General features: G+C 71.3%; 21 protein-coding genes. 12 read left to right on the forward strand and 9 right to left on the reverse strand.

Annotated elements, in window-relative coordinates; genetic code table 11:
- Positions 1-2 precede the first annotated feature (2 nt).
- The 3 genes from U2P90_RS19505 to U2P90_RS19515 all read right to left on the reverse strand — a co-directional run bounded on the left by U2P90_RS19505 (position 3) and on the right by U2P90_RS19515 (position 3,256).
- A complete protein-coding gene (locus U2P90_RS19505) occupies positions 3-857 on the reverse strand; it encodes a carbohydrate ABC transporter permease (protein ID WP_295822424.1) in 855 nt (284 codons plus the stop codon).
- Positions 857-1,810, reverse strand: a complete 954-nt coding sequence (locus U2P90_RS19510) for a carbohydrate ABC transporter permease (protein WP_322474996.1) — start codon at positions 1,808-1,810, stop codon at positions 857-859. Before U2P90_RS19510 ends, U2P90_RS19505 begins: the two co-directional genes overlap by 1 nt.
- 81 nt (positions 1,811-1,891) lie before the next feature.
- On the reverse strand, positions 1,892-3,256 hold the full coding sequence (locus U2P90_RS19515) for an ABC transporter substrate-binding protein (RefSeq protein ID WP_295822420.1): 1,365 nt from the start codon (positions 3,254-3,256) through the stop codon (positions 1,892-1,894).
- Between the two features lie 360 nt (positions 3,257-3,616).
- On the opposite strand from U2P90_RS19515, the gene U2P90_RS19520 reads away from it, so the two are divergent.
- From U2P90_RS19520 to U2P90_RS19545, 6 genes are read left to right on the forward strand one after another with little or no spacing between them, the layout of a single operon-like run.
- Positions 3,617-4,234: a cupin domain-containing protein gene (locus U2P90_RS19520; protein WP_322474997.1), complete on the forward strand. Its 618-nt coding sequence runs from the start codon at positions 3,617-3,619 to the stop codon at positions 4,232-4,234.
- A 4-nt stretch (positions 4,235-4,238) separates the two neighbouring features.
- Positions 4,239-4,892: an alpha/beta fold hydrolase gene (locus U2P90_RS19525; RefSeq protein WP_322474998.1), complete on the forward strand. Its 654-nt coding sequence runs from the start codon at positions 4,239-4,241 to the stop codon at positions 4,890-4,892.
- Positions 4,885-5,679, forward strand: coding sequence for an HpcH/HpaI aldolase family protein (locus U2P90_RS19530; RefSeq protein WP_322474999.1), 795 nt, complete (start codon positions 4,885-4,887; stop codon positions 5,677-5,679). The genes U2P90_RS19525 and U2P90_RS19530 overlap by 8 nt, the downstream gene beginning before the upstream one ends.
- 41 nt (positions 5,680-5,720) lie before the next feature.
- Positions 5,721-7,019, forward strand: a complete 1,299-nt coding sequence (gene hisD, locus U2P90_RS19535) for a histidinol dehydrogenase (protein ID WP_295822411.1) — start codon at positions 5,721-5,723, stop codon at positions 7,017-7,019.
- A 28-nt stretch (positions 7,020-7,047) separates the two neighbouring features.
- The gene (locus U2P90_RS19540) at positions 7,048-8,073 is read left to right on the forward strand and encodes a LacI family DNA-binding transcriptional regulator (RefSeq protein WP_295822410.1); all 1,026 of its coding nucleotides are present in this window, start codon (positions 7,048-7,050) and stop codon (positions 8,071-8,073) included.
- Positions 8,070-8,825, forward strand: a complete 756-nt coding sequence (locus U2P90_RS19545; RefSeq protein WP_322475000.1) for an SDR family NAD(P)-dependent oxidoreductase — start codon at positions 8,070-8,072, stop codon at positions 8,823-8,825. Before U2P90_RS19540 ends, U2P90_RS19545 begins: the two co-directional genes overlap by 4 nt.
- A gap of 255 nt (positions 8,826-9,080) precedes the next feature.
- Here the strand turns inward: U2P90_RS19545 and U2P90_RS19550 are convergent, their stop codons facing one another.
- Positions 9,081-10,313 (reverse strand): MFS transporter, encoded by a 1,233-nt coding sequence (locus tag U2P90_RS19550; protein WP_322475001.1) that lies wholly within the window; start codon positions 10,311-10,313, stop codon positions 9,081-9,083.
- Positions 10,314-10,322: 9 nt separating this feature from the next.
- Between U2P90_RS19550 and U2P90_RS19555 the strand changes: the two genes are divergently transcribed.
- The 6 genes from U2P90_RS19555 to U2P90_RS19580 all read left to right on the forward strand — a co-directional run bounded on the left by U2P90_RS19555 (position 10,323) and on the right by U2P90_RS19580 (position 15,740).
- Positions 10,323-10,652 (forward strand): hypothetical protein, encoded by a 330-nt coding sequence (locus U2P90_RS19555; protein WP_322475002.1) that lies wholly within the window; start codon positions 10,323-10,325, stop codon positions 10,650-10,652.
- Between the two features lie 69 nt (positions 10,653-10,721).
- Positions 10,722-11,030: a hypothetical protein gene (locus U2P90_RS19560; RefSeq protein WP_322475003.1), complete on the forward strand. Its 309-nt coding sequence runs from the start codon at positions 10,722-10,724 to the stop codon at positions 11,028-11,030.
- A gap of 125 nt (positions 11,031-11,155) precedes the next feature.
- Positions 11,156-13,039 (forward strand): GAF domain-containing protein, encoded by a 1,884-nt coding sequence (locus U2P90_RS19565; protein WP_322475004.1) that lies wholly within the window; start codon positions 11,156-11,158, stop codon positions 13,037-13,039.
- Between the two features lie 485 nt (positions 13,040-13,524).
- Positions 13,525-14,124, forward strand: a complete 600-nt coding sequence (locus U2P90_RS19570; RefSeq protein ID WP_322474888.1) for an Ig-like domain-containing protein — start codon at positions 13,525-13,527, stop codon at positions 14,122-14,124.
- 401 nt (positions 14,125-14,525) lie between these two features.
- Complete coding sequence (locus tag U2P90_RS19575) at positions 14,526-15,047, forward strand: hypothetical protein (RefSeq protein WP_322474889.1); 522 nt, start codon at positions 14,526-14,528, stop codon at positions 15,045-15,047.
- A gap of 525 nt (positions 15,048-15,572) precedes the next feature.
- A complete protein-coding gene (locus U2P90_RS19580) occupies positions 15,573-15,740 on the forward strand; it encodes a hypothetical protein (protein WP_322474890.1) in 168 nt (55 codons plus the stop codon).
- A gap of 106 nt (positions 15,741-15,846) precedes the next feature.
- Here the strand turns inward: U2P90_RS19580 and U2P90_RS19585 are convergent, their stop codons facing one another.
- From U2P90_RS19585 to U2P90_RS19605, 5 genes are all read right to left on the reverse strand, one after another.
- On the reverse strand, positions 15,847-18,474 hold the full coding sequence (locus U2P90_RS19585; RefSeq protein ID WP_322474891.1) for a hypothetical protein: 2,628 nt from the start codon (positions 18,472-18,474) through the stop codon (positions 15,847-15,849).
- Between the two features lie 23 nt (positions 18,475-18,497).
- Entirely contained in the window at positions 18,498-19,358 is an 861-nt protein-coding gene (locus U2P90_RS19590) for a carbohydrate ABC transporter permease (RefSeq protein WP_295822216.1), read from the reverse strand.
- Positions 19,355-20,275, reverse strand: coding sequence for a carbohydrate ABC transporter permease (locus U2P90_RS19595; protein ID WP_322474892.1), 921 nt, complete (start codon positions 20,273-20,275; stop codon positions 19,355-19,357). The genes U2P90_RS19590 and U2P90_RS19595 overlap by 4 nt, the downstream gene beginning before the upstream one ends.
- 93 nt (positions 20,276-20,368) lie before the next feature.
- Positions 20,369-21,613, reverse strand: a complete 1,245-nt coding sequence (locus U2P90_RS19600; protein WP_295822222.1) for an ABC transporter substrate-binding protein — start codon at positions 21,611-21,613, stop codon at positions 20,369-20,371.
- Positions 21,614-21,678: 65 nt separating this feature from the next.
- Entirely contained in the window at positions 21,679-22,593 is a 915-nt protein-coding gene (locus U2P90_RS19605; protein ID WP_322474893.1) for an ROK family protein, read from the reverse strand.
- Positions 22,594-22,660: the final 67 nt, after the last annotated feature.

A 22,660-nucleotide genomic window follows, 5' to 3' on the forward strand; every position in this document is an offset into this window, starting at 1 on the left:
GGTCACTTCACGGCCCCGACGGTGATGCCCTCGACGAAGTACTTGCGGATGAACAGCGACATGACCAGGATCGGGACCATCACGAGCATGCCGGCGGCAGCGACCTGCTCCCACATCGGGCCGCGCGGGCCGGAGATCGTCTGGATGGTGACGGGGAGCGTCAGGGCGTCCGAGCGCGTGAGGATCAGGGCGAAGAAGAACTCGTTCCACGCGGAGATGAACGCGAACACGGCGGCGACGAGCAGGCCCGGCAGGATCAGCGGGATCGTCACGTACCGCAGGGTCTGGAGTTCGTTGCAGCCGTCGATGAACGACGCCTCCTCGATCTCGACGGGCAGCGCGTCGAAGAAGCCGCGCAGCATCCAGATGGCGTAGGGCAGCGTGAACGACAGGTACACGATGATCAGCGCCCACGGCGTGTCGATGAGGTTCAGGGAGCGGAACAGCGTGAAGAAGGGAATGGCGACCACGACCGCCGGCACGAACTGCGTGATCAGGATCAGCAGGAACAGGGTGTCGCGGCCCCGGAAGCGGTGCCGGGACAGGACGTACGACGCGGCGGCCGCCAGCGGGATGGTGACCGCGACGGTCAGGAACGACACCAGGGCGCTGACCCACACGTGCGAGCCGAGGAAGATCGGGTTGGCGAAGATCGCCCGGAAGTTGTCGAGGGTGGGCGTGAACAGCAGCCGCGTGGAGTACACGTCGATCTGGTTCTTGAACGCGGCGAGGATCATCCACACCAGCGGGAAGGCGACGAAGAAGATGACGGCGAGCGTGGCGACCACCTCGCCGGTCTGGGCGGCGCGGCGGCGCAGCAGCACGCCGGGCTCGGGGCGGCGCAGCGGGGCCTGCATCAGTCCCCCCTCATCAGGGTGCGCACGTAGAACGTGGCGATCACGGCCATCATCGCGACGAGCAGGTACGACACGGCCGACGCGTAGCCCAGGTCGAGGTTGCGGAACGCCACCTGGTACACGAAGAAGTACAGCGTCTGGGTGGAGTCGCCGGGGCCGCCGCCGGTCATGATGGCGACCTGGTCGAACATCTTGAACGCCGAGATGATCTTCAGGAGCGCCACGATGTACAGCACCGGGGCGAGCAGCGGCAGCGTGATGCGCCGGAAGATCTGGACGCCCGTCGCGCCGTCCATCTTGGCGGCTTCCGTGGTCTCCGCCGGGATGGCCCCGAGCGCGCCGATGAACATCAGGGCGAACAGCGGCGCCCAGCCCCAGATCTCGGACATCGCGATGGCGACCAGGGCGCTGAAGTCGTGGCCCAGCCACACGTAACCCTTGAGCGGCGGGAAGACCTCGCCGAGCATCTTGGCGTACACACCGTACTCGGGGTTGAGCATGAACCGCCACGAGTAGCCCTTGAGGATCGGGGCGACGGCGAAGGGGAAGATCAGCAGGGTGCGCGCGAAGACGTTCAGGGGGGTGGGCTTGGCGAGGATCAGCGCGATGCCCAGGCCGGTGACGAGCGTCAGCGTGACCGAGATGAGCGTGTACAGTCCGCTCACGCCGAGGCTGTTGAGGAAGCCGGCGTCGGTGAGGGCGCGCGTGTAGTTCTCCAGACCCACGAAGGCGCCGGGGGTGGGCGAGTTGATGAGGCGCCAGTCGCGGAAGGACGTGATGAAGGACGCGACGAGCGGGTAGATCACGGTCGCGAGGATCACGACCAGCGCCGGGGCGAGCATCAGCCAGCGCAGGCCGCTGCTCTGCGGTCGCCACGGCCGGGGAGCGGTGGTCGCGGCGGGGCGCGGGGCGCCCTCGGCCACGAGGTCAGGCGTCGTTCGGGGGAGTTCCATGGATCCTCACCTCAGCCGGGCCACCCTGGAAACGGTGGCCCGGCGTGCCGTGCAACAGGGGAAACGGGGCGTGGGCCGCGTTTACTTGTAGTAGCCGGCGCGTTTCTGGATGGCGTCCACGTCCCTGGCCATGCGGTTCAGGGTCGCCTGCACCTCGGCGCCGGTGGCCATCTGGTTGATGCCGACCTCGAGGACGCTCTGGATCTCGGCCCAGGTCTTGACCTGCGGGAGGGTGCGGGCGGTCGCGAGGGCCTGCGCGCCCACCTTGGGGATGCCGCCATTGGCGGCGTTGACCTTGGCGTCGTTCATGCCGCTGAACGTGACGATGGTGTTGTCGGCCTCGGCGGGAATGCTGCGGTTCGCCGCGACCTTCTTCTGCACCTCGGTGTTCGTGACGTACTTGATGAACTCCCACGCGGCGTCGGGGTTCTTGGCGTTCTTGAAGATGCCCAGCGGCCAGATCAGCGCGTAGTTCTGCGTCTTGCCGCCGGCCCAGCCGGGCGCGGGCGCGAAGCCGACGTTGTTCAGCACGGCGGGCGCGACGCCCTTGGGGTCGGAGAAGCGCGCCCAGTACCACCACCACCCGACCCACATGGCCGCGCGGCCCTGGAGCAGTTCGGAGGACGATTCGGGCTCGGCGAAGGTCGTGGCAGCGGGGTTGGTGACCTTGTTCTTGCGCAGGATGTCGATGTAGAACTGCGTGGCCTGCACGCCCCTGGCGCTGTTGAACACCGGCTTGCCCTGCTTGTCGAGGATGTCGCCGCCGTTGCCCCACAACATGCTGACCCAGTTGAAGAGGTTCTGGCCGGCGCTCACGCCGTACATGGTCGACAGGCCGGTCATGCCGGGCTTCTTCTGCTGGATGGTGGCCGCGGTCTTGACGGCGTCCTGCCACGTGGTGGGCACCTTGAGGCCGAGGTCCTTGAAGACGTCCTTGCGGTAGAACAGCACGAGTGGGTGGCCGCGGAACGGCAGGCCGACGATGTTCCCGGACGCGTCGGTGGACGCCTCGATGTAGGCGTTCGGGTAGTCCTTCATGTTGATCTTGTCCGCGGCGATGCGGCTGTTCAGCGGCATCATCTGGGACTTGAAGGCCTCGCCCCACGCGTCGACCCACGCGACCGCGTCGTAGGTGTTGCCGGTGGTCGCCTCGACCAGGATCTTCTGCTGCAGCGCTTCGTAGGGGGTGTTCTCCCACTTGACGGTGATGCCCGTGAGCTTCTCGAACTCGCTGCCGGGGCCGGTGAGCTTGATCATCTGGGCGAACTGGCCGGCGGTGGCGCAGCAGATGAGGAACTTGACCTCGGTGCCGGCGTAGGGCTTGCCGGCCTTGAGGCCGTACGTCGCGGCCGTCTGCGCCGAGCCGGTGGCGGTGGTCGCCACCGCGCCCAGGAGGCTCAGGGTCAGTCCGATGCGCCGATGAACTCCGTGTTCTGCCTTCGTCATGTGGTTCCCTCCTGAGGAGTGGGTCGGGGTCCGGTGCCGGGTGGTCATGCGGTGGCGCGCGGTGGACGGGCCGGTTCGCGGCGGTCGCGGAACGCGGTACGCGGGTTCCGGGTCATCCGGGTGCCGCGGGCTCCCGTTGACGCGTGAATTGCATACGTATTCATACCTTAGGGGTGGGTTCCGGTTTTTGTCAAGCCTTCCCACATGCGCTACAGAACGTACTTTATAGACATCCACTCCCCGTTGGCCTTGACGACGCCGGAAGAGCGCCGTACAGTTTGCATACGTATTCATATGCACCGAACCCTGCGGGTTCACTGTCCGGGCCCAGACGGCCCGCCGTCCCTTCCTGGAGGCTCCATGACCGTCCCCGAACCCACCGATCCCCGGCCCGTGGAGCACCTCGGTGCCATGACCGGCAACGTCGTCCGCTTCCGCGACCTCAAGACCCGGCCGATCCCGCTCATGTTCATCGACTCGATCCTGCCCGGCCACCAGCGCCACAACTACGCCGTGATCGGGGACACCGCGTCCGAGAACGACGCCTACGCGCCGTTCATCACCTCGCCGCACGGCTTCCAGATCGGCATGGTGCGCGCCCGCCAGGGCAACGGCCCCGCGTACCACACCCACGACTACATCGAGTCCTTCCTGCCGCTCAAGGGCCGCTGGCGCTTCTACTGGGGCCAGGGCCCCGACGCCATCGACGGCGAGACCATCCTGGAGGAGTTCGACTACGTCACGCTGCCCGCGCACCTGTGGCGCGGCTTCGAGTGCATTGACGAGGGCGAGAGCTGGATCTTCGCCGTCCTCGAGAAACACGAGGTGTACGAGGGCAAGGATCCGTACTGGGCCCCGGACGTGATCCGCCGCGCCCGCGAGTACGGCTTCGAGGCGAGCGAGAGCGGCAAGATGATCAAGCCGGACAACTTCGCCGACCTCGAGCAGCAGATGCTCCGCCAGTTCGGGGAGGACTGACGCGGTGACCACGGTGCTGCTGCCGGGCACCCTGTGCGACGCGACGCTGTGGCACGGCGTGGCCGCGCCGCGCGGTGTCCGCACTGCGCCCGTCGTGCGCGGCAGCACGCTCACCGACGCGGCCGCGCGGGCGGTGGCCGGCGCAGCCGGGCCCCTCCACGTCGTGGGCTTCTCGCTGGGCGCTCTGGTGGCCTTCGAGGTGCTGCGCCGCTGGCCCGGGCGCGTGGGCCGGCTCACGCTCATCAGCGCGTCGCCCCTGCCCCCCACGCCGGCACAGCTCGACACGTGGGCCGCGCAGCGGCGCGCCACCGAGGCGGGCGACTTCGGGGAGGTCGTGGCCCGGATCTCGGCCGCGTCGGGTGCACACGCGGGCACCGTCGCGGCCATGGCGCACCGGGTCGGGGCGGCCGCCTTCCTCGAGCAGCTCGCCCTGCTGCGCTCGCGGCCCGACAGCCGCGCCGACCTGGGCGCGTACGGCGGGCCCCTCACCCTGCTGGTCGGCGCGCACGACACCGTCACGCCGCCCGCGCTGACCCACGCCATGGCGGCGCTGGCCCCGCACGCGGACGTGCGCGTCGTGCCGGGCGCCGGCCACTACCTGCCGCTCGACGCTCCCACCGCCGTCTCGGACGCCCTGGGTGGGATCGCCCATGCGTGAGCCGTGGGCCGTCGCGGAACGCCTGCGCCGCGGCGAGGTGGTCCTGAACGGCTGGCTGCACCTGCCCGGCGGCGTGAGCGCCGAGGTGATGGGCCGCGCCGGCTACGACGCCCTGACCGTCGACCTGCAGCACGGCCTGATCGGCGACGGCGGCCTGGTGGGCACCCTGCAGGCGATCGCCACGACGCCCGCCGCGCCCCTGGTGCGCGTGCCGGGCCTGCACCCCCCGGACCTCATGCGCGCCCTGGACGCCGGCGCGGTGGGCGTGATCTGCCCGATGATCGACACGCCGGATCACGCGGACGCGCTCGTGCGGGCGTGCCGCTACGCCCCGGCCGGCCAGCGCTCCTTCGGCCCGACCCGCGCCCGGCTGGTCCACGGCGACGCCTACGCGGCGGGCGCGGACGCCGGCACCCTGGTCTTCGCCATGATCGAGACCGCCCGCGCGCTCGAGCACCTCGACGCGATCCTCGACACGCCGGGCCTGGACGGCGTGTATGTCGGTCCGGGCGACCTGAGCCTCAGCCTGACGGGCCACGCCACCCTCGACTTCCGCGCGGGCGCGGTTCATGACGCGGTCGCGCACATCGCGCGCGCCGCGGCCGCGCGCGGCGTGGTTCCCGGGATCTTCACCCAGGGCGGCGACCTGGCCCGCGCCGCCCTCGACCTCGGCTACCGCTTCGTGACGGCCGGCTCCGACCTCGCCCTGCTCTCCACGGCGGCGCGCACCGTGCTCGGCGACCTGCGCGGTGGGGCGCCCCCAGGAACGCCACCGCCGCTGTACTGAGTGATCCGTCCCCACCCGATTCCCGCGCAAGGAGGCACGCCATGGCCCACATCGTCAAGCCCGGCATGAACGTCGACACCCAGCTGAGCATCACCCAGAGCGTGCACGACACGGTGCGCGGCCTGATCGCGGACATCCGCGCCCGGGGCGACGGCGCGCTGCGTGAGCACTCGCAGGCCTTCGACGGCTGGAACCCCCCGCAGTTCCGCCTCAGCGCCGAGCAGATCGCGCTGGCCGTGGCGCAGGTGCCCGAGGAGCAGCTCGCGTCCATCCGCTTCAGCCTCGAGCAGGTGCGCACCTTCGCGCGGGCACAGCGCGCGTCCATCCACGACGTGGAGATCGAGACGATCCCCGGCGTGACCCTCGGCCACCGGGTGCTGCCCGTGAACTCGGTCGCGTGCTACGTGCCGGGCGGCCGCTACCCGATGATCGCCTCGGCCATCATGAGTGTCGCCACCGCCAAGGTCGCCGGCGTGCCCCGCGTGGTGGCGGTCACGCCGCCCAAGGACGGCCAGCCGTACCCGGCGACCGTGGCGACCATGCACCTCGCCGGGGCCGACGAGATCTACATCATGGGCGGCGTGCAGGCGCTCGCCGCGCTCGCCCTGGGCACGCCGAGCATCGCGCCGGTCGACATGCTCGTCGGGCCCGGCAACGCCTACGTCGCCGAGGCCAAACGGCAGCTGTTCGGCCAGGTGGGCATCGACCTGCTCGCCGGGCCCACCGAGACGCTCGTGATCGCCGACGACACGGTGGACGCCGAGATGGTCGCCACGGACCTGCTCGGGCAGGCGGAGCACGGCACGAACTCGCCTGCGGTGCTGCTCACCACCTCCGCCACGCTCGCGCAGGACGTGCAGGACGAGATCGGACGCCAGCTCACGCGCCTGGCCACGGCCGAGGTGGCCGGGCGCGCGTGGCAGGACTACGGGCAGATCATCGTGGCCGAGGACGAGGACGAGATGGTGCGCCTCGCCGACGAGATCGCCTCTGAACACGTGCAGGTGCTCACGCGCGACCCGGACGTGTTCCTCGCGCGCATGACGAACTACGGCTCGCTGTTCCTCGGGCCGGAGACCAACGTCGCGTACGGCGACAAGGCCATCGGCACGAACCACATCCTGCCCACCGGGCGCGCCGCACGCTACACCGGCGGGCTGTGGGTCGGGAAGTTCCTCAAGACCGTCACGTACCAGCGCGCCACCCGCGAGGCGTCGGTGGTCGTGGGCCGGCACTGCTCGGTCATCTGCGGCGTGGAGGGCTTCGCCGGCCACCAGCGGCAGGCGGACCTGCGCGTCGAGCGGTACGCGCCGGCCGTGGCGGTGGGCACGGGCGACTGACCGGGCGGTTTATGCTGAAGGCACGTCCATGACCCGCGCTCCCTCCCCACCGGCGTCCGCCCAGCGGGTCACGTCCCTTGACGTGTCGCGGGAGGCGGGCGTGTCGCAGTCGGCGGTGTCACGCGCCTTCACGCCCGGCGCGTCCATCCGCCCCGAGACGCGCCGGCGCGTGCTGGAGGCCGCCCAGCGCCTCGGCTACCAGCCCAACGCGATCGCCCGGTCGCTCGTCACGCAGCGCAGCGGCATCGTGGCGCTCATCGTCGGTGAACTGCACAACCCCTTCTACCCGCAGGCCCTGTCGAAGTTCGCCCAGGCACTGGAGGCGCGGGGCAAGCGGGCGCTGCTGCTCACCCACGACGCGCGGCGCGACGTGCAGGAGACGCTGGACGCGGCCCGCTCGTACCAGATCGAGGCGGCCATCGTGTTCCCCACCCGCCTCACGGCGACGCCGCCCACCCTCGGCCACGTGCAGGGCGGCGGGGTGCCCGTCCTGCTGTTCAACCGGCACCTGCCCGGCCACCAGCTGCTCTCCGTCGCGTGCGACAACCACGCCGGGGGCCGCCTGGCCGCGCAGGTGCTGCTGGACGCCGGCGCCCGCCGGCCGGCCTTCATCGGCGGCGATCCCGACACGTCCACCCACCAGGATCGGCTGCGCGGCTTCACCGAACGCCTCGCCGAGGCGGGCCTGCGGCCGGTCGCCGCGCCGTCCCGCGCGTTCCAGTACGACTGGGGCGTCCAGGCGACCCTGCACCTCGACGCGACCGGCACGCGGCCTGACGCGTTCTTCGGCGCGAACGACATCGTCGCCATCGGCGTGCTCGACGCCCTGCGCACCCTGGGCCGCCGCGTGCCCGAGGAGGTCAGTGTGATCGGATTTGACAACATCGACGAGTCGGCGCGCCTCGCGTACCGCCTCACCACCATCGGCCAGCCGCTCGACGCGATGATCGAGGACGCCCTGCGCGCCCTCGAAGACCCGCAGCCCGTCGACGGCCCGCGCCTGCACGCGCCGGAACTCATCTGGCGCGACACCGTCGCCGGAACCGGGCCGTGACGGGCGCACCGTCCCTGGCGGGCCGCGTGGCGCTCGTGACCGGCGGTGCCGGCGGCATCGGGCGCGCCATCTGCAGCGCCCTGGCGGCGGCGGGCGCCACCGTGATCGTCGGCTACGGCGGGAGCGAGGCGCGCGCCGCCGCGCTCGCCGCCGCGCTGCCGGGCCGCGGCCACCGCTGCGCGCGGGTGCCCGTCGACGACTCGGCCGTCCTCGCGGCGGTGGCCGAGGACATCCGGCGCGCCGAGGGGCACCTGGACCTGCTCGTCAACAACGCGGGCCTCACGACGCCCGTGCCGCACGCCGACCTGGACGGCCTGAGCGACGAGTGGATCGACACGATCCTGCGCGTGAACGTGCGCGGCCCCTTCGCGTGCGTCCGCGCGTTCGCGCCGCTCCTGCGCTCAGGCGGCCACGGCCTCGTCGTGAACATCTCGTCGGTCGCGGCCGTGACGGGCCTGGGGTCGAACGTCGCGTACTGCGCGTCCAAGGCGGCCCTGGACTCCCTGACGCGCTCGCTGGCCCGGGCGCTGGCCCCGGACATCCGCGTGCTCAGCGTGTCGCCCGGCTGGGTGGACGGCGAGTACGCGGCCCGCATGCCCCCGGAGGTGATCGCGGCGCAGGCCGCCCACACGCCACTGGGGCGCATCGCCCGTCCGGAGGAGGTCGCGCAGGCCGTGCTCGCCGCGGCCACGCTCCTCACCTTCACCACCGGCACCGTGCTCCCGGTGGACGGCGGCCGCCCCCTGGGCTGAGGGAGCGCCCCGCGCCCGGCGAGCTGCCCCACCGGCGGCGTCCGGACGACACAGCCAGGCACGCGACCCGGAGGTCGCCTCGATGTCGGCACGCTGGCCCGGTAGGCACCGGAACGCCACTCGGCAGGCTCGCTCCGGATGCTGCCGTGCCACCCGAGAAGCCGTCGGAACGGTCGGTGCCCGCGGCCCCCGGCCAGGCCGCCCTCGTCTGGGCGCCGTCTCCCCCGCCCCGCCCGGCGTCCTGGGCCCACCGGATCACGCCATCCCCTCGGCCCCGCGCAGGTCGGGGAGCCGGCGCTCGGACTGCACGACCAGGATCCACGCCACCGTCCCCAGCCCCTGCAGGCACGCCGCCGCGCCGAACCACACGGCGGGCGGCAACCGGTCGAGCCACGGCGACACGAGCAGCAGGCTCAGCGGCATCCCGATGCTCGATCCCATCCCCAGCACGCTGAACACCCGCCCCAGGTATGCCGCCGGCACCAGGTGCTGCAGCAGGGTATTCAGCGGCGTGTTCAGGATCCCGAAGCCGAAGCCCAGCACCGCCGACCCGGCCAGCACCACCGGCAGCACCGGCCACGACCACATCGCGCCGTACGTCACCGCCGTCAGCAGCAGGCCCGCCGCCGTCGCCCGCCGGGTGGGCAGGCGGCGGCCCAGCACGGTGAACAGCACGCCTGCCACCACCATGCCAGCGGCCTCCAGGGCGAGGAACGCTCCGTACCCCTGCGCACCCGCCCCGAGCGAGACCATCCGTTTTGGCACGATGACCAGCAACGGGGCCAGGGTGGCGTTCAGCAGCAGGCCGATCACCGGCGTGAACGACAGCGTCCGCGAGCGCCGCATCAGCCGCAGGCCCGCCCACAGGTCGGCGAGCAGCCCCGGCCCAGCCGCGCCGCGTCCCATGGTCTGAGGCAGCGTGACCTGCGTCAGCAGCCCGGCCATCACCAGGAAGCTCACGCGGTCCAGCGCGATCGCCACGGCGGGCGACACGGCGGCCACCAGACCGCTCCCCGCCAGGGTGCCGAGCAGCCACGCCCCCTGGGACACGCTGATCACCACGCCGTTCGCCCGCGCAAGCTGGTCCGGGGGCACCAGGGCCGGCACCGCCGCGCTGCTGGCCGGCTGCGCGAACGCGTTGGCCAGCCCGGACAGCAGCGCCGCGCCGTTCACCACCCACAGGGGAACCTCGCCCCACGCCACGGCCACGCCGCCCACCATGACCTGCAGCAGCCCCTGAACGAGCGCGGCACCGATCAGCGGGACCTTCAGGGGCATCCGGTCGACCCACGCGCCCATCAGCGGCATCAGCAGGGTCGGGGCCAGCGCGCACGCGAGGGTCAGGGCGGTCGCGCGGGCCGAACCGGTCTGCGACAGCACCAGGAAGCTCAGGGCGATGCCGGACAGGGCCGAGCCCAGCCGGGACTGCGCGCTGCCGAGCAGCCACAGGACGAACGACCGGTTCCACAGGGAGGAGGGCAGGGGCATGGCGTCAGCGTGACGACGCCCAACCTGAACCAACACCCGCGTCTTCAGGTAGCCCTGCCGGAGCGTCAGGGCATGACGGTCACGTCCCCCCTTCCCCCGATCCGGCACGCGACGGCGGCGCAGGCCGCCCTGCTGCTGGACGTCACGCTGCGCGCCCTGCTGGGGCTGCTCATGACCACGCCCAGCACCGTCACCGAGGTGGCGCTCGCCCTGAAGGTGTCCCCCAACCGCGCGCAGTACCTGGTGGGCAAGCTGCAGCGCGCCGACATCGCCGTGATCACGGCGGTGGAGCCCCGCGCGGGGCGCGGGATGCGCCGCTACGGGGTGACGCCCCGCTGATTCATTCCCTTCGAGGTCACCCGTGCGGACACCCTGGACGCCTTCCTGGCCGCGCAGCTGATCCCGCGCGTGACGCGCATGATGACGTTGACGGCGCGGCAGATGCAGGAGCACGCAGACATCTGGGGGTACGGGCTGGAGCAGCATGACGTGACCGGCAGCAACCTGCGTCTGGGCGACGGGGACGGGCGGGTGAGCACCCTGTTTGCGGGCGTCGCCCCGCTGATGGCGAATGTCGCCACGCTGACCCTGACGGCCCGCCAGGCGCGGGAGCTCAAGGCCCGCCTGATCGCCCTGTTCGGTGAATATCAGGCGCCGGAGACCGGGGGCGAGTCCTACAGCGTCGCCGTGCTGCTCGTCACCGGCGACGTGGCGTGAGGTTCCCGGACGGAGGGCGGCCCCGGCCGGGCCGCCGTGAATCCAGCGCCACCACAGGAGCCCCCCCCGTCAGCGGTGGGCCTGTTCCGCGTTCCTGAAGGGGTGCTGAGCGTATCCTCCGTACCATGTCACACCCTGCCGGAGGAGAGGATCTGGTCAACCGGCACGACATGCTCGACGAGAGCCGCGCCCACACTGTCGTCGACACGTGGCGGCGCATCACCCAGGCGCTCGGCGACGCCGTGACCCCCGAGGCCGTCATCAACACCGTGGTGGACGAGAGTGTGCGGCTCCTCGGTGCGGATGCGGGCTCCGTCATGCTGGTGACCCCGGACGGCCAGCATCTGGAAATCAGAGGCACCACCGGGTACGATCCCGGCCGCGTCGAGGCGTGGCGCGTCCTCCCGCTGCAGCGCCGGACGCCCAGCACCGAGGCCTACGTCAGCCAGACCGCGATCCTGATCGAGCGTAGCGCGGAGGCCATCCAGGCGTACCCCGCCCTGCGTGAGGTGCTGGCGCAGGTCACGGGCAGTTTCGCGAGCCTGCCCCTCACCGTTCGCGACCAGACGCTCGGCGTCCTCGCCCTCTCCTTTTACACGGAGCGGCGGTTCGACGCCACGGACCGGGCATTCCTCAGCACGCTCGCCAACGTGTGCGCGCAGTCACTCCAGCGCAGCGCCGCCCGCGCCGAAGCGCACCTCCTGAACACCCGCCTGCAGTTCCTCGCTGAGGCCGGGGCCATCCTCAGCCGGTCTCTCGACCTCACCACCATCCTCGACAGCCTCGCCCGCCTGACGGTTCCGGACATCGCCGACTGGTGCGTGATCTACCTCCCGGACCCAGACGGCCGCCTCGAACCCGTGACCATCACCCATCAGGATCCGCAGATGGTCACCCTGCTCCAGCACTACACCCGACGCTACCCCACGCACGCCTCCGCGGACAGCGGCGTCGGGCGCGTGTACGCCACGGGCCAGCCGGAACTCGTGGCGACCATCACCGACGAGATGTACGAGACCGCCTCCATCCCGGAGGAGCACCGACGTGACCTGCGGCAGCTCCACCTGCGGTCCATCATCACCGTGCCCATGCTCGTGGCCGGCCGCCCCATCGGCGTCCTCGGGTTCGGCCGCACCACGGCGGCCCGAGCGTACACGCCGGACGATTTCGACTTCGCCCAGCAGGTCGCCGCCCGCGCCGGCAAGGCCGTCGAGAACGCCCGGCTCCACCGCGAATTGCAGCAGGAACTCACCGCCCGGCTCGCCATGCAGCAGGTTCTGGACGACACCAACGCGCACCTCGAAGACCGCGTCCGTGAGCGCACCGAGGAACTCCAGAACCTCAACGATGACCTGCAGGCGTTCGCGCACTCGGTGTCACACGACCTGCGCACCCCGATCCGGCACATCACCAGCTTCGCCGACCTGCTCTCACGCCACCTGCCCCCCGGAACCGACCGCGCCGCCCGCGCCCTCGACCAGATCAAGCACGGAGCCCACCGCCTGTCGGCCACCGTCGACGGCCTGCTCGTCCTGACGCGCTCCAGTCAGCAGCCCCTGAACTGCACGGACGTCGCCCTGGACGCGCTCCTGACCGACGTCATTGCCGACCTGGACGTCAGCGCGGCGCTCCACCCGGTCGAGTGGCGCATCGGCCCGCTCCCCACCATCCGGGGCGACGCCGCCCTCCTGGCCCTGGTCATGCAGAACCTGCTGCACAACGCCGTGAAGTTCACCGCCCACATTCCGCAGCCCGTGATCGATGTCAGCGCCAGCCACAGGGAGGCGACCACCTTCATCACCGTCCACGACAACGGGCCAGGCTTCGACCCCACGTACGCCCACAAGCTGTTCCAGCCGTTCCAGCGCCTGCATCATCCCGCCGAATTCGAGGGCACCGGCCTGGGTCTGGCGAACGTCCGCCGGATCGTCCAGCGCCACGGCGGCCACATCTGGGCGGCCAGCGCGCCCGGCCAGGGCGCCACCTTCACGTTCACGCTCCCCGACTGAACGCACCACCCGTGGCTGCCACGGACGCTGGGTGTTCCACGCGGAGTGGAACCGAGCTGCGTGGAAACCGGTGGCGCCGGCCACCTGTGGGTGCGGGCCGGAACCGGCCCGCACCGAAGGCGTGGCCCCACGTCCATCCGTTGATCACGCGGACACGGGAAGCCGCGTGGCCTGCCACGTGTTCACGTCGCACGGCCCGGCGGGAGTGATCCCACGCGGCCATGGTGGGTGCGGAGCGTCGCGGCATGGCACGCCGTGGGCCGCGGAGACCGCCGAGCGCTGCGGTTCCGTGGAGCCTGAGAACCCCCTTGGCACCATGATCGAAGGATGACGTCCCCGGCCGGGTTCTGGACGCGCCCTGGCGTACGCCACATGACCTAACCCGCCTCACCTGAGCGTGTGGGTGACCCTTTTCGCGCGATCACCGTGCAATCAAGCTCCGTTTCATACGGTGGCGTCGCCCCCACGGCAAGGAGGACGCCCCCATGACACGACGCACCCTGCTCAACGCCGCCCTGATCTCCCTGACCCTCACCGCCTGCGGTGGCGGCGGGAGCTCCACCCCCTCCGCCACCATCGCCTCCATCGACCTCACCCCCCCGGCCGCCACCGTGCCGATCGGCGACACCACCCCCCTCACCGCCACCGCCCGCGACGCCCAGGGCTCGGTCGTCCCGAACGCCGCCTTCACCTGGACGTCCAGCGCCGAGAATGTCGCCACCGTCACCGGCGGCGTCGTCACCGGCAAGGCCGCCGGCCGCGCCCAGGTGACCGCCACCGCTGCAGGCGTCACGAGCGCCCCCGCCGAGCTCACCGTGACCGCCCCCACCCCCGCCGCGGGCTTCACGCTGGCGGTGTCTGCGGACAAGCTGCCCGTGATCACCGGCACGAGCGCGTCCCTCACGGTGACCGTGACGCGCGACGCGGGCTTTACGGACGCGGTGGCCATCACCCTGAACGGCCTGCCGAGTGGTGCCACGGCCCCGACCGTCACCCTCCCGGCGGGACAGACGAGCGCCACCGTGACCGTGAGCGCTCCGCACTCCCAGCCGACGGAGGTGACGGTCGAAAGGCCGCCGACCTGATCCGGGCGGACGCGGCGCCGGGCACGGCACCCCTCCAGGCCCAGCAGTCGGCGCCCGGCAGCGCATGACCGGTTCACGCGCTCCCACCTCCGGCCCTGGCTCCGCCGCAGGAGGACGGCCGTTCCCATTCCACACAGGACTTCCGCGGCACACTCCCCTGCGCTTCGCCCTCGGCTTCACGCCCGTCACCGCCCTCGAGGCCTGTGGGGGCACTCCTTCGCCCACACGGTGGCCTCATAGCCGAATTCAGAGGCACACGGGGTTCCCTCACTGCCTCTAAATCGAGCGGAGCGAGCACCTGCAGGAGACAGCGGGTGCACGTGGAATCGAGGGGCATCGGTGTCGCCCCCCAACGGATCTGAAACCCGCTGTCAGCTCACCGTTCCCTCCAGCCCGCCTTCGTGACCCTGCACCTGACGCCGGGCGGCGAGGTCTCCACCTTCGTGGATCTCAAACGCGAGGCAGGGATCGCGGACACCGTGCAGATGACCTTCGGGTCCCTCCCCGCCGGGTTCACCCAGGAGGGGACGCGCGGCGCCGCCGACAGCGACTGCTCGGTGCGGCTGGATGCTGCCGAGAACGTCGCTCCCGGCACGTATACCCTCACGCCCGTTGGCACGACGGACGCAGGCGTTCAGACCGCCGCCCGGAGCCCGCAGGCGACCGACGGCGACGGCCGGGCCAGCGTCGACGGCCTGGGCGTGGGCTCCGGGCCGAGGCCCGGCCTGACCGCCGACGCGCAGGGCCGGGGGCCACCCGCGGGCACGAACGGTGCGGGATTGGCAGTCGCCCGGCTGAACGCGAACGGCCCGCCAGATCTCAGCGTCCGTGGGAACGGCCAGACGGCGGTTCCCGTGACCGGGCAGGACGGCGGCACAGCCCCCGCCGTGAGCGGCGGGACGCTCACCAGCCCAGCACCGTGAAGACCGCCGACGTCGCTGCAGTGCGGCGGCACGCCGATGGATCTCTGGAGCAGGCTTCGGAACCGGAGGGCCCTTCCGCTTCGGGTGTGAGCGGTTCTCCGGGAGCGGTGTTCTGGGACGGGAGGAGCGCTTCACCGCCGCCAGCGCCCGGCCCGGCGGCAGGGTACGGGTGGCGATCGCCCGCCAGCTTGCCTCTGCACGGTTCACGCCCTGAGCGCAGGGAGCAGGGCGGACGGGGAAGGCCGGAGCCGCCCTTCCGTTCGCCGACCACGCGTGGATGGGCGACGGGTGTGACAAGGGGCGGGCGTCCGGGCACGGGCGGCGTCCAGACCCTCAGGTGCCCTGCCCTTCAGGCCTCCGCTTTGCCGTGTCCCGCCACCTCATGACGGCAGCCTGCCGATGGTGACGGCGGTGGCCGGCGGAACCTGTCGAGACCGGGGGACGCGGCACCCATGCCGCCGGGCCGCGGGGATCGATCCGACAGGTCTGGCCGGGCGGTGCCGCTGTCTCGTCCGTGAACGCTCCGTGTGGACGCGCACGACCGTGCAGGTCGTGGACGGCCGCGAGCACGACCTGCACCTGCTGCACATCTCCGGCGACGAGCGTGCAGCGTTCGAGGAGAACCGCTGGAGGTTCGTGTTCCTCACCCTGTCGCCCCTGATCGGCCTGACGGTGACCTCCGCGCGCAGCTGACGCGGCCTGTGAGGGAGCCGTTCGTGATGTACGCGTACGTGAAGAGGGAGATCGAGGAGGTCGCGCACGTGGGACTCGCTGCGGAGGACGCTGCTCGCCGGCGCCGTCACGCGGTTCCGGAGGGATCCAGGCTTACATCAAGCACGCACCATCGCCGGGCCGGCACCACGGCGGCGACGTGGGTATCCTGCGCCGTCCCGTCGGCCTCGGCGTGTCCGGCCAGTGACCGCCTCACCACGGCGGTGGGCACCGCCCATCCGGAGCCGAGAGTGACGGTCGCGTCGTCGTCGCCCGGGTTGAACACCTGCAGGCTCAGCTGGTCGGCGCGCGGACGGCTGAGCCGGGTCAGACGGACACCGCCGAGGTCGAGCGCGACGAGGGTATCGGGCAGGCCGGGGCGGGACGGCACGGCGTCGAAGACGTGGATCTCGGGGCGGCTGATGAGCTGCGGCGCACGGGCCGCGCTGGCCACGACGGGCTCCGCGCCGTGGAAGGCCAGGGTGAAGGTGAAGCGAAGCTCCCCGGCCTGATCGGCCTTGAAGTTGGTGTCCCAGTAGTTGTTCGTCAGCCACGCGTTCAGGGTGGCCTGTGGATGTGGGGCGGGGCCGGTGCCGTCGAAGCGTCCGAAGGTGTAGCCGCCGATCTGCCACAGCGGGGCGTCCGGCGTGCCGATGGTCACGCCCGCGTGGTCGTCCTGCATCCTCAACCAGTCGAGCGTGGTCACGTAGTGCCGGCTGCTCCCGGGGAGCTGCTCCCGGTCGAACTCCACGACGGCTCCGGCCGTCTCGAAATGGGTCACGGCAGCGTCGTCCAGCCCGAGTGGGAGGTGCAGGTAATAGCTGCGTGGCCGGCTGTCCGGCAGGAGGTGGAGGGTGACGTCCATGTGGACGAGGTTCTCGCCAGGATGCAGGCGGTACACGGCCGTGGCGCGCTCCCCACGCTCGAACTGGAGGTGCTGGGTGAGTTCGGCCGCGCCCGGCTGCTGGGACGCGGCCGACTCCAGCACCGCACCGGGCTGCCGGACGGCCTCCCACTCGGGATGCCACGCGCCGTGCATGTCGAACGCGTCCCACTGCGGCGGGCCGAAGATCGCGCTGCGCCGCTCCTGGGCGGGAGACTCGAGCACGACCTGACCGAGCGCCTGCCCGGCCCGGCTCCATTCGCGGCCCCCGACGCGGACGCTCCCCAGACCGCCACGGTCGTCGAGCTGGAGTGTGACGAGGCCGTTGGTGATCTCCCGCTCCGAGAGCTTGACCGCCTCCGGCACCGCGCGCAGCGCGTCGTCCGGCGACACCGCGCCGAGGCCGGTCGGCGGGGTCGGGACGGTGGCGGCGACGTCGCCGTCCGCGTGCAGAGGGAGGATGGCATACCCGGCCCCCGGGAGGGTCACCGGCCCGACCCAGCGCTCCTGGCCCTTGCGGCCGTTCCACTCGACATCGAACCGCTGGGCGAGGTGGTAGGCGTTGTCCGCGTACCGGGCGGCGTTGACCGGCACGCGCAGCATGGTCGTGACCGGGTGGGCCAGGGGGTTGTACGCGAGCAGGCACGGCCCATCACCGGGAAGGTGCTGCGCGAGCGCGTGCAGCGCGTCACGCTTGAGGTAGCGGGCGAGGGTGGCGCCCTTGTAGGCGTATTCGAGTTTGTGGCTCAGCTGGATGGCCGTCTCGTCACTGTCGGCGCTGGCCGCCGACCAGTCCGCGCCCCAGGTGTGCTCGGCGTACAGGGTGAGCTGATCCGTGGCGTCCTGGGCCAGGGCGGCGAAGCGGGGGGGCGCGGGCGTCCAGGCCTGCACCTGGTGGGCGGTCGTCAGGTCGCGCTGGCCCTGCAGGTGCAGGCGCGTCTCGCGGGCGGTGCTGCCTGCGCCGAAATTCCACCAGTCCGTCCAGTCGCCGCGCTGGGTGGTGATGCGCTCGGGCGGTTCCTGGCGCAGGCGGTCGAGGTACTGCGTGACGGTCGCCAGGCGCATGCGCACCGGATGTCCGGTGGCGTTCCAGGCCTCGACGAAGTCCGGCAGGCCGGCGTCCGGGAGGTCGTTGTCGGAAAAATACAGGTTGGTGGGCTGCACGCCGAACACGTCCAGCGCGTACCCGTACGCGTGCAGCGCGGCCAGGTACCGGTCTGTGGCGGGGATGGCCTCGTCGACCGGGCCGCCGATCCGCATGGCCCGGTTCGGCGTGGAGTGGTAGTGCGGGCCATTCCACGCGAGGACGGTGCCGCCATCGGGCGCCGCCCAGTGGAACGCGCCGGGCCGGGGCGATACGGCGCGCCCGAAGTGCTCGTTGATGGCCATGGTGAAGCCGTCGATGCCGTGGTCGCGCATGAGCTGCACCGCGCCCCACGGCAGGCCGTCCACGTCGCACTGCATCGCGCTGCGGATGGTCAGGCCCTCGGCCCGCAGCAACTCCGCTTCCCGGAACTGGTCGGCGAACACGCCGTGGTCGGCCAGGGGCGTCATGTTCCAGCGGAACGCCCCGACGTCCAGGAGGCCGGCCCGCCCGGCCGCCAGGAAGCGTTCCCGCTGCCGGGGCGGCGCGTGCCGCCACCAGTCCCACGCGATGCCGGCCATCTCGACCGTCCAGCGGAAGCGGGCGTCGTCGGGGCGGTCCCGGTGGCGGTCGATCAGGTCGAGGACGTCGTCGATGTAGCGGCGGTGCAGTTCGAACACGATCGGCTGCGGGTGCGTGAAGCCGATGTCGGTGTGCGAGTGGTGGATCAGCCAGATTTCCTTGACCATGGGGTTCCCCTGCAGACCGGCACCTACTCGCCGGCGTTGGTGAGCTGAAGGCCACCGATGAAGTACCGCTGCAGCGCCACGAAGAGCAGCAGCGTGGGAGCGCTCGACATCAGCGCGGCGGTGATCAGGGTGGGCGCGGTGATGCTGCTGTACGTGCCGGACAGCCCGGCCAGGGTGGTCATCATCGGCCGCACGTGGTCGGACTTGGACAGGATCAGGCCGAACAGCAGGTCATTCCAGATGGCGGTGAACTGGAACAGGATCAGCACCAGCGCGGGCGCGACGGCCAGCGGCATCATGATCCGCCAGAACAGCCGCCAGTTGTCGCAGCCGTCGAGCTTGGCCGCTTCCTGGATCTCCCACGGAACGCCGGTGAAAAAGGCGCGCATGACGAAGGTGCAGAAGGGAATGGCGTACGCGACGTAGAACAGGATCATCCCGGCGCGCGTGTCGTACAGGCCTGTGGTGAGGTACGCCTTGTACAGCGGGATGAGCAGCATCTGGGCCGGCAGGATGGTGCCGCCGTAGATGAGCATGAACCACCCGAAACTGAATTTCAGCCGCAGGCGGGTGATGCTGAAGGCCGCGAAGGCGCCGAGCACCACGGCGATGAGGGAGCTGACGGTGCCGTACAGCAGGCTGTTGGCAAAGCCGGTGGCCACGCCAGCGCGCCACACGGCCTGGGCGTTCTCCCACAGGTGGCTCGTGCGGGGCGGCGTCCACACGGTGGTGTTGAAGTACTCCTCGCCGCTCTTGAAGGCGTTCATGCCCACGACCACAAACGGTAGGGCCCAGAACACGAAGATCAGGGCGCCGAGGAACATCAGGAAGATCACGCGGGCCCGGAGGGCCGGGCGGGCGGCGCGTGGCGTGGCCGTGGTCATGACGCCTCCTGGCGGAAGGTGGTGCGCAGGTAGCTGTAGGAGAACACCAGCGCGATCACCGAGATGACCACGGCGATGGCCGCGCCGTAGCCCTGGTGGAACAGCGCGAAGCTCTCGCGGTACATCGTGACGGCGAGCGTCTCGGACGTGCGGGCGGGCCCGCCCTGGGTCATCACCCAGATGAGGTCGAAGGTCTTGAAGCCGTTGATGGCGGCCATCAGGACGTTGATGGTGATGAAGGGGCTGAGCATGGGGATGAGGATGCGGCGGGTGTACGTCCAGCCGCTCGCGCCGTCGATCTTCGCGGCCTCCAGGGGCTCGTTCGGCAGGCCCTGCAGGCCAATCAGGAAGATCATGAGGTTGGTGCCGGTCGCCTGCCACGTGTACGCGGCGATCATCGACCAGGTGTTCTGCGGGGACTCGAACAGCCAGCGGTGCGTGAGGCTGCCGAGGCCCAGCCACTGCAGCAGCAGGTTGAGCAGCCCGTTGTTGGCGTCAAGGACGTACCCGAACAGGATGGCGGCGACCGTGCCGGAGATGGTGTACGGCAGGAAGACGCTGCTCTTGAACAGGGCCGCCCCGGGCAGGCGCTCGAGCAGCAGCGCGAACGCGAAGCCGAGGCCGACGGGCAGCGTGACGGCACCGACCACCCACAGCAGCGAGTTGCGCAGGGCGTTGAGCGTGTTCGGGTCGGCGAGGAACGCGCGGTAGTTGGCCAGACCGACGAAGCGCGGCGCGTTCAGGCCGTTGGCGTCCGTGACGCTCTGCCACAGGGTGGAGACCATCGGGTAGAGCATGAACAGCGTGACGAACAGGGCGGCGGGCACCACGTAGAAGTACGGCTGGAGCCGCTGCGACCACGCGCCGCGCGCCGGCACGCGGCGCGCGGCGTGCGCTGAGGGAACCACTTTCTGCATGGGAAGCCTCGCTGGCCTGGACGGTTCACGGCGTGAACGCGGCGGCCGGGGGGGAAGCGGGTGGGGGGCCGGGACGGCGCGGCCCCCCGTCCCTCACTTGTGTGTCGACCAGTACGCGTCGGCCAGTTTCTGCAGGTTGGCCTGCACGGCACCCTGGGTGCGCGGATCGAGCATGAACTTGGCGAACTCGTCCACGCCCGGCTCGATGATCTCGGTGGGCGTCGCTTCCCAGATGCGGTTGAGGAGGGTGTAGTCGCGGGCCTTGAGCTGCGTGACGAGGCTTCTGGTCAGGGCGCTGTCCGGCGTGGACTTGAGGTTCACGGGGCTGAAGCTCTGCAGGTTCGTCCACAGCGTCTGGGCCTTGGTGCCCATCCACGCGTCCGCGAGTTTCAGGGCGGCGGCCTTGTTGGCGCTGTTCTTGGGCACCACGATCGGGCTCGATTCACTGATCAGGGCGGGGGTGGTGCCGGGCGTCATGCTCGGCAGGATGAACACGCCGAAGTCGGTGTTGGCCTTGGCGCCGGCCGCCACGAGTTGCGGCGTCATCCAGTCGCCGTTGAGGATGTTGGCGATCTTGCCCTGCGCGAACTGGCGCTGCATGGCGCCGGGTTTGCTGGCGTCGGTGCTGAGCGTGGGATCCGACAGGTAGCCCTTCCTGATCCAGTCGGCCCAGGTGGTGAAGACCTTCGTCACGGCCGGATCGGTGTACTTGATCTGCCCCACCATCAGCTTGTTGTAGGCCGCCGGATCGGAGTTCGCGAGGAACTGCTCGAACCAGATGAACGACTGCCAGCGCCCGTCGACCGTCTGGGCGAAGGGCGTGACGCCGGCGGCCTTGAGCTTGTCGTTGTTCTGCAGGAGCTGCGCCCACGTGGTGGGGGGCGTGATGCCGACCTTGGCGTACACGGCCTTGTTGTAGTACACGACCCAGTACGCGACGTTGTTCGGCACGCCGTAGATCTTGCCGCCGAAGGTGAAGGGCTTCGCGGCGTCCGCCTTGTACTCGCCACTCTTGATGTACTTCGTCCACAGCGGCGTGAGGTCCTCGAGCTGCCCGGAGTCCACGAGGTCTTTCATGCGGTACCCGGACCACCACGTGAACGCGTCCGGGGGCCGGCGCGCGGACAGGGCCGTGCGGACGGCGGCCTGATAGGAGGTGGTGTCGGGATAGCGCACCTGCTTGAAGTCGATGCCGCCCGGGCGCAGGGCGTCGGCGACCTTGGTGTAGCTCGCGCCCCAGTCGGCGGCCTTGTCGTTCCACAGTTCCAGGGTGGCGGCGCCGGCCGTGGACAGACAGGCGGCGGTCAGCAGGATGATCGGGCGGGTGGGGACACGCATGGTGGAACCTCCAGGGTGGGGGGCGGGAGCGGCGGACGGGCGGTCGGGGCGGGCGCGGGGTGGACTCAGGGCGGGGTGGCGGAGCGGGCCGTCACGGCTTCGGCCGGGCCGGGGATCGCCCGGGCGGCCGCGGCCGCGCCGAGCAGGTTCGCGTCGTCGAGGAGCGTGCTCCGGGCGAGCGTCATGGTGGGCAGGACGTTCGCCAAGGCCGGCGCGAACAGCGGCCACGCGCGGGCGATCTGGCCGCCGAAGACGATCACGTCCGGGCCAAACCGTTCGGCCCAGGGGGCGAGCACCGTGCCGAGGTCGTGGCCGAAGTCGTGGAACACCTGGCGTGCCCGGGCGTCGCCCTGCGCCGCGCGCGCCGCGATCTCTCGCGCGTCGAGCGCGTCGCCGCCGCTGGCCACGTGGGCGCGCCGCAGGCCCGGGCCGCTCAGGTGGTCGTCGGCCACGCCGCCGCGCACCGGCAGCAGGCGCACCTCGCCGCCCGGGGGCACGTCCGGGCCACCGGTGACGGGCTGGCCGTCGGCGATGAAGCCGCTGCCGAAGCCGGTGCCGAGGGTGATGCCGATGACCCGCCGGGCCCCCTGGCCGTGGCCGGCCGCCGCCTCACCCAGGGCGAAGGCCACGGCGTCGTTGACGTAGGTGAGTGGAACTGTCGCCAGGGGCGACGCGGGCCACCGCGCCCGCAGGCCGGCGGTGACGTCGTGGCCCGCCAGGGCGGCCAGTTTGCCCTCGTAGTGGGCGATGCCGCCGGGGTAGTCGAAGGGGCCGGGGATGGCGCACGCGACCCGCGCGCACGGCGTGGTGCCGGCGGCCGCGCGGGCCGCGCCGGCCCACGCGTCGAGCAGGCGGTCGGCGCTCCACCCGCTGTCCACGGCGTGCCGCACCACGGTGTCCCGGAGGACGCCCGCCGGGCTGACCTGCGCGGCAGTGACGTGGGTGCCGCCGATATCGAGGGCGAGAACGGAACGGGACATGGCGGCTCCTGGTGACGCGTCACGGGTGAGGAGGACGGGGGGCGGCGCGGGGGCCGACCAGACTTAT

Source organism: Deinococcus sp. AB2017081 (assembly GCF_034440735.1).
Lineage (GTDB): Bacteria > Deinococcota > Deinococci > Deinococcales > Deinococcaceae > Deinococcus > Deinococcus rufus.

Excerpts from the sequence above, each read along its gene's own strand:
- U2P90_RS19505 (WP_295822424.1), bottom strand. The coding sequence starts at position 857 with ATGCAGGCCCCGCTGCGCCGCCCCGAGCCCGGCGTGCTGCTGCGCCGC.
- U2P90_RS19510 (WP_322474996.1), bottom strand. The coding sequence starts at position 1,810 with ATGGAACTCCCCCGAACGACGCCTGACCTCGTGGCCGAGGGCGCCCCG.
- U2P90_RS19515 (WP_295822420.1), bottom strand. The coding sequence starts at position 3,256 with ATGACGAAGGCAGAACACGGAGTTCATCGGCGCATCGGACTGACCCTG.
- U2P90_RS19520 (WP_322474997.1), top strand. The coding sequence starts at position 3,617 with ATGACCGTCCCCGAACCCACCGATCCCCGGCCCGTGGAGCACCTCGGT.
- U2P90_RS19530 (WP_322474999.1), top strand. The coding sequence starts at position 4,885 with ATGCGTGAGCCGTGGGCCGTCGCGGAACGCCTGCGCCGCGGCGAGGTG.
- hisD (WP_295822411.1), top strand. The coding sequence starts at position 5,721 with ATGGCCCACATCGTCAAGCCCGGCATGAACGTCGACACCCAGCTGAGC.
- U2P90_RS19540 (WP_295822410.1), top strand. The coding sequence starts at position 7,048 with ATGACCCGCGCTCCCTCCCCACCGGCGTCCGCCCAGCGGGTCACGTCC.
- U2P90_RS19550 (WP_322475001.1), bottom strand. The coding sequence starts at position 10,313 with ATGCCCCTGCCCTCCTCCCTGTGGAACCGGTCGTTCGTCCTGTGGCTG.
- U2P90_RS19565 (WP_322475004.1), top strand. The coding sequence starts at position 11,156 with ATGTCACACCCTGCCGGAGGAGAGGATCTGGTCAACCGGCACGACATG.
- U2P90_RS19570 (WP_322474888.1), top strand. The coding sequence starts at position 13,525 with ATGACACGACGCACCCTGCTCAACGCCGCCCTGATCTCCCTGACCCTC.
- U2P90_RS19585 (WP_322474891.1), bottom strand. The coding sequence starts at position 18,474 with ATGGTCAAGGAAATCTGGCTGATCCACCACTCGCACACCGACATCGGC.
- U2P90_RS19590 (WP_295822216.1), bottom strand. The coding sequence starts at position 19,358 with ATGACCACGGCCACGCCACGCGCCGCCCGCCCGGCCCTCCGGGCCCGC.
- U2P90_RS19595 (WP_322474892.1), bottom strand. The coding sequence starts at position 20,275 with ATGCAGAAAGTGGTTCCCTCAGCGCACGCCGCGCGCCGCGTGCCGGCG.
- U2P90_RS19600 (WP_295822222.1), bottom strand. The coding sequence starts at position 21,613 with ATGCGTGTCCCCACCCGCCCGATCATCCTGCTGACCGCCGCCTGTCTG.
- U2P90_RS19605 (WP_322474893.1), bottom strand. The coding sequence starts at position 22,593 with ATGTCCCGTTCCGTTCTCGCCCTCGATATCGGCGGCACCCACGTCACT.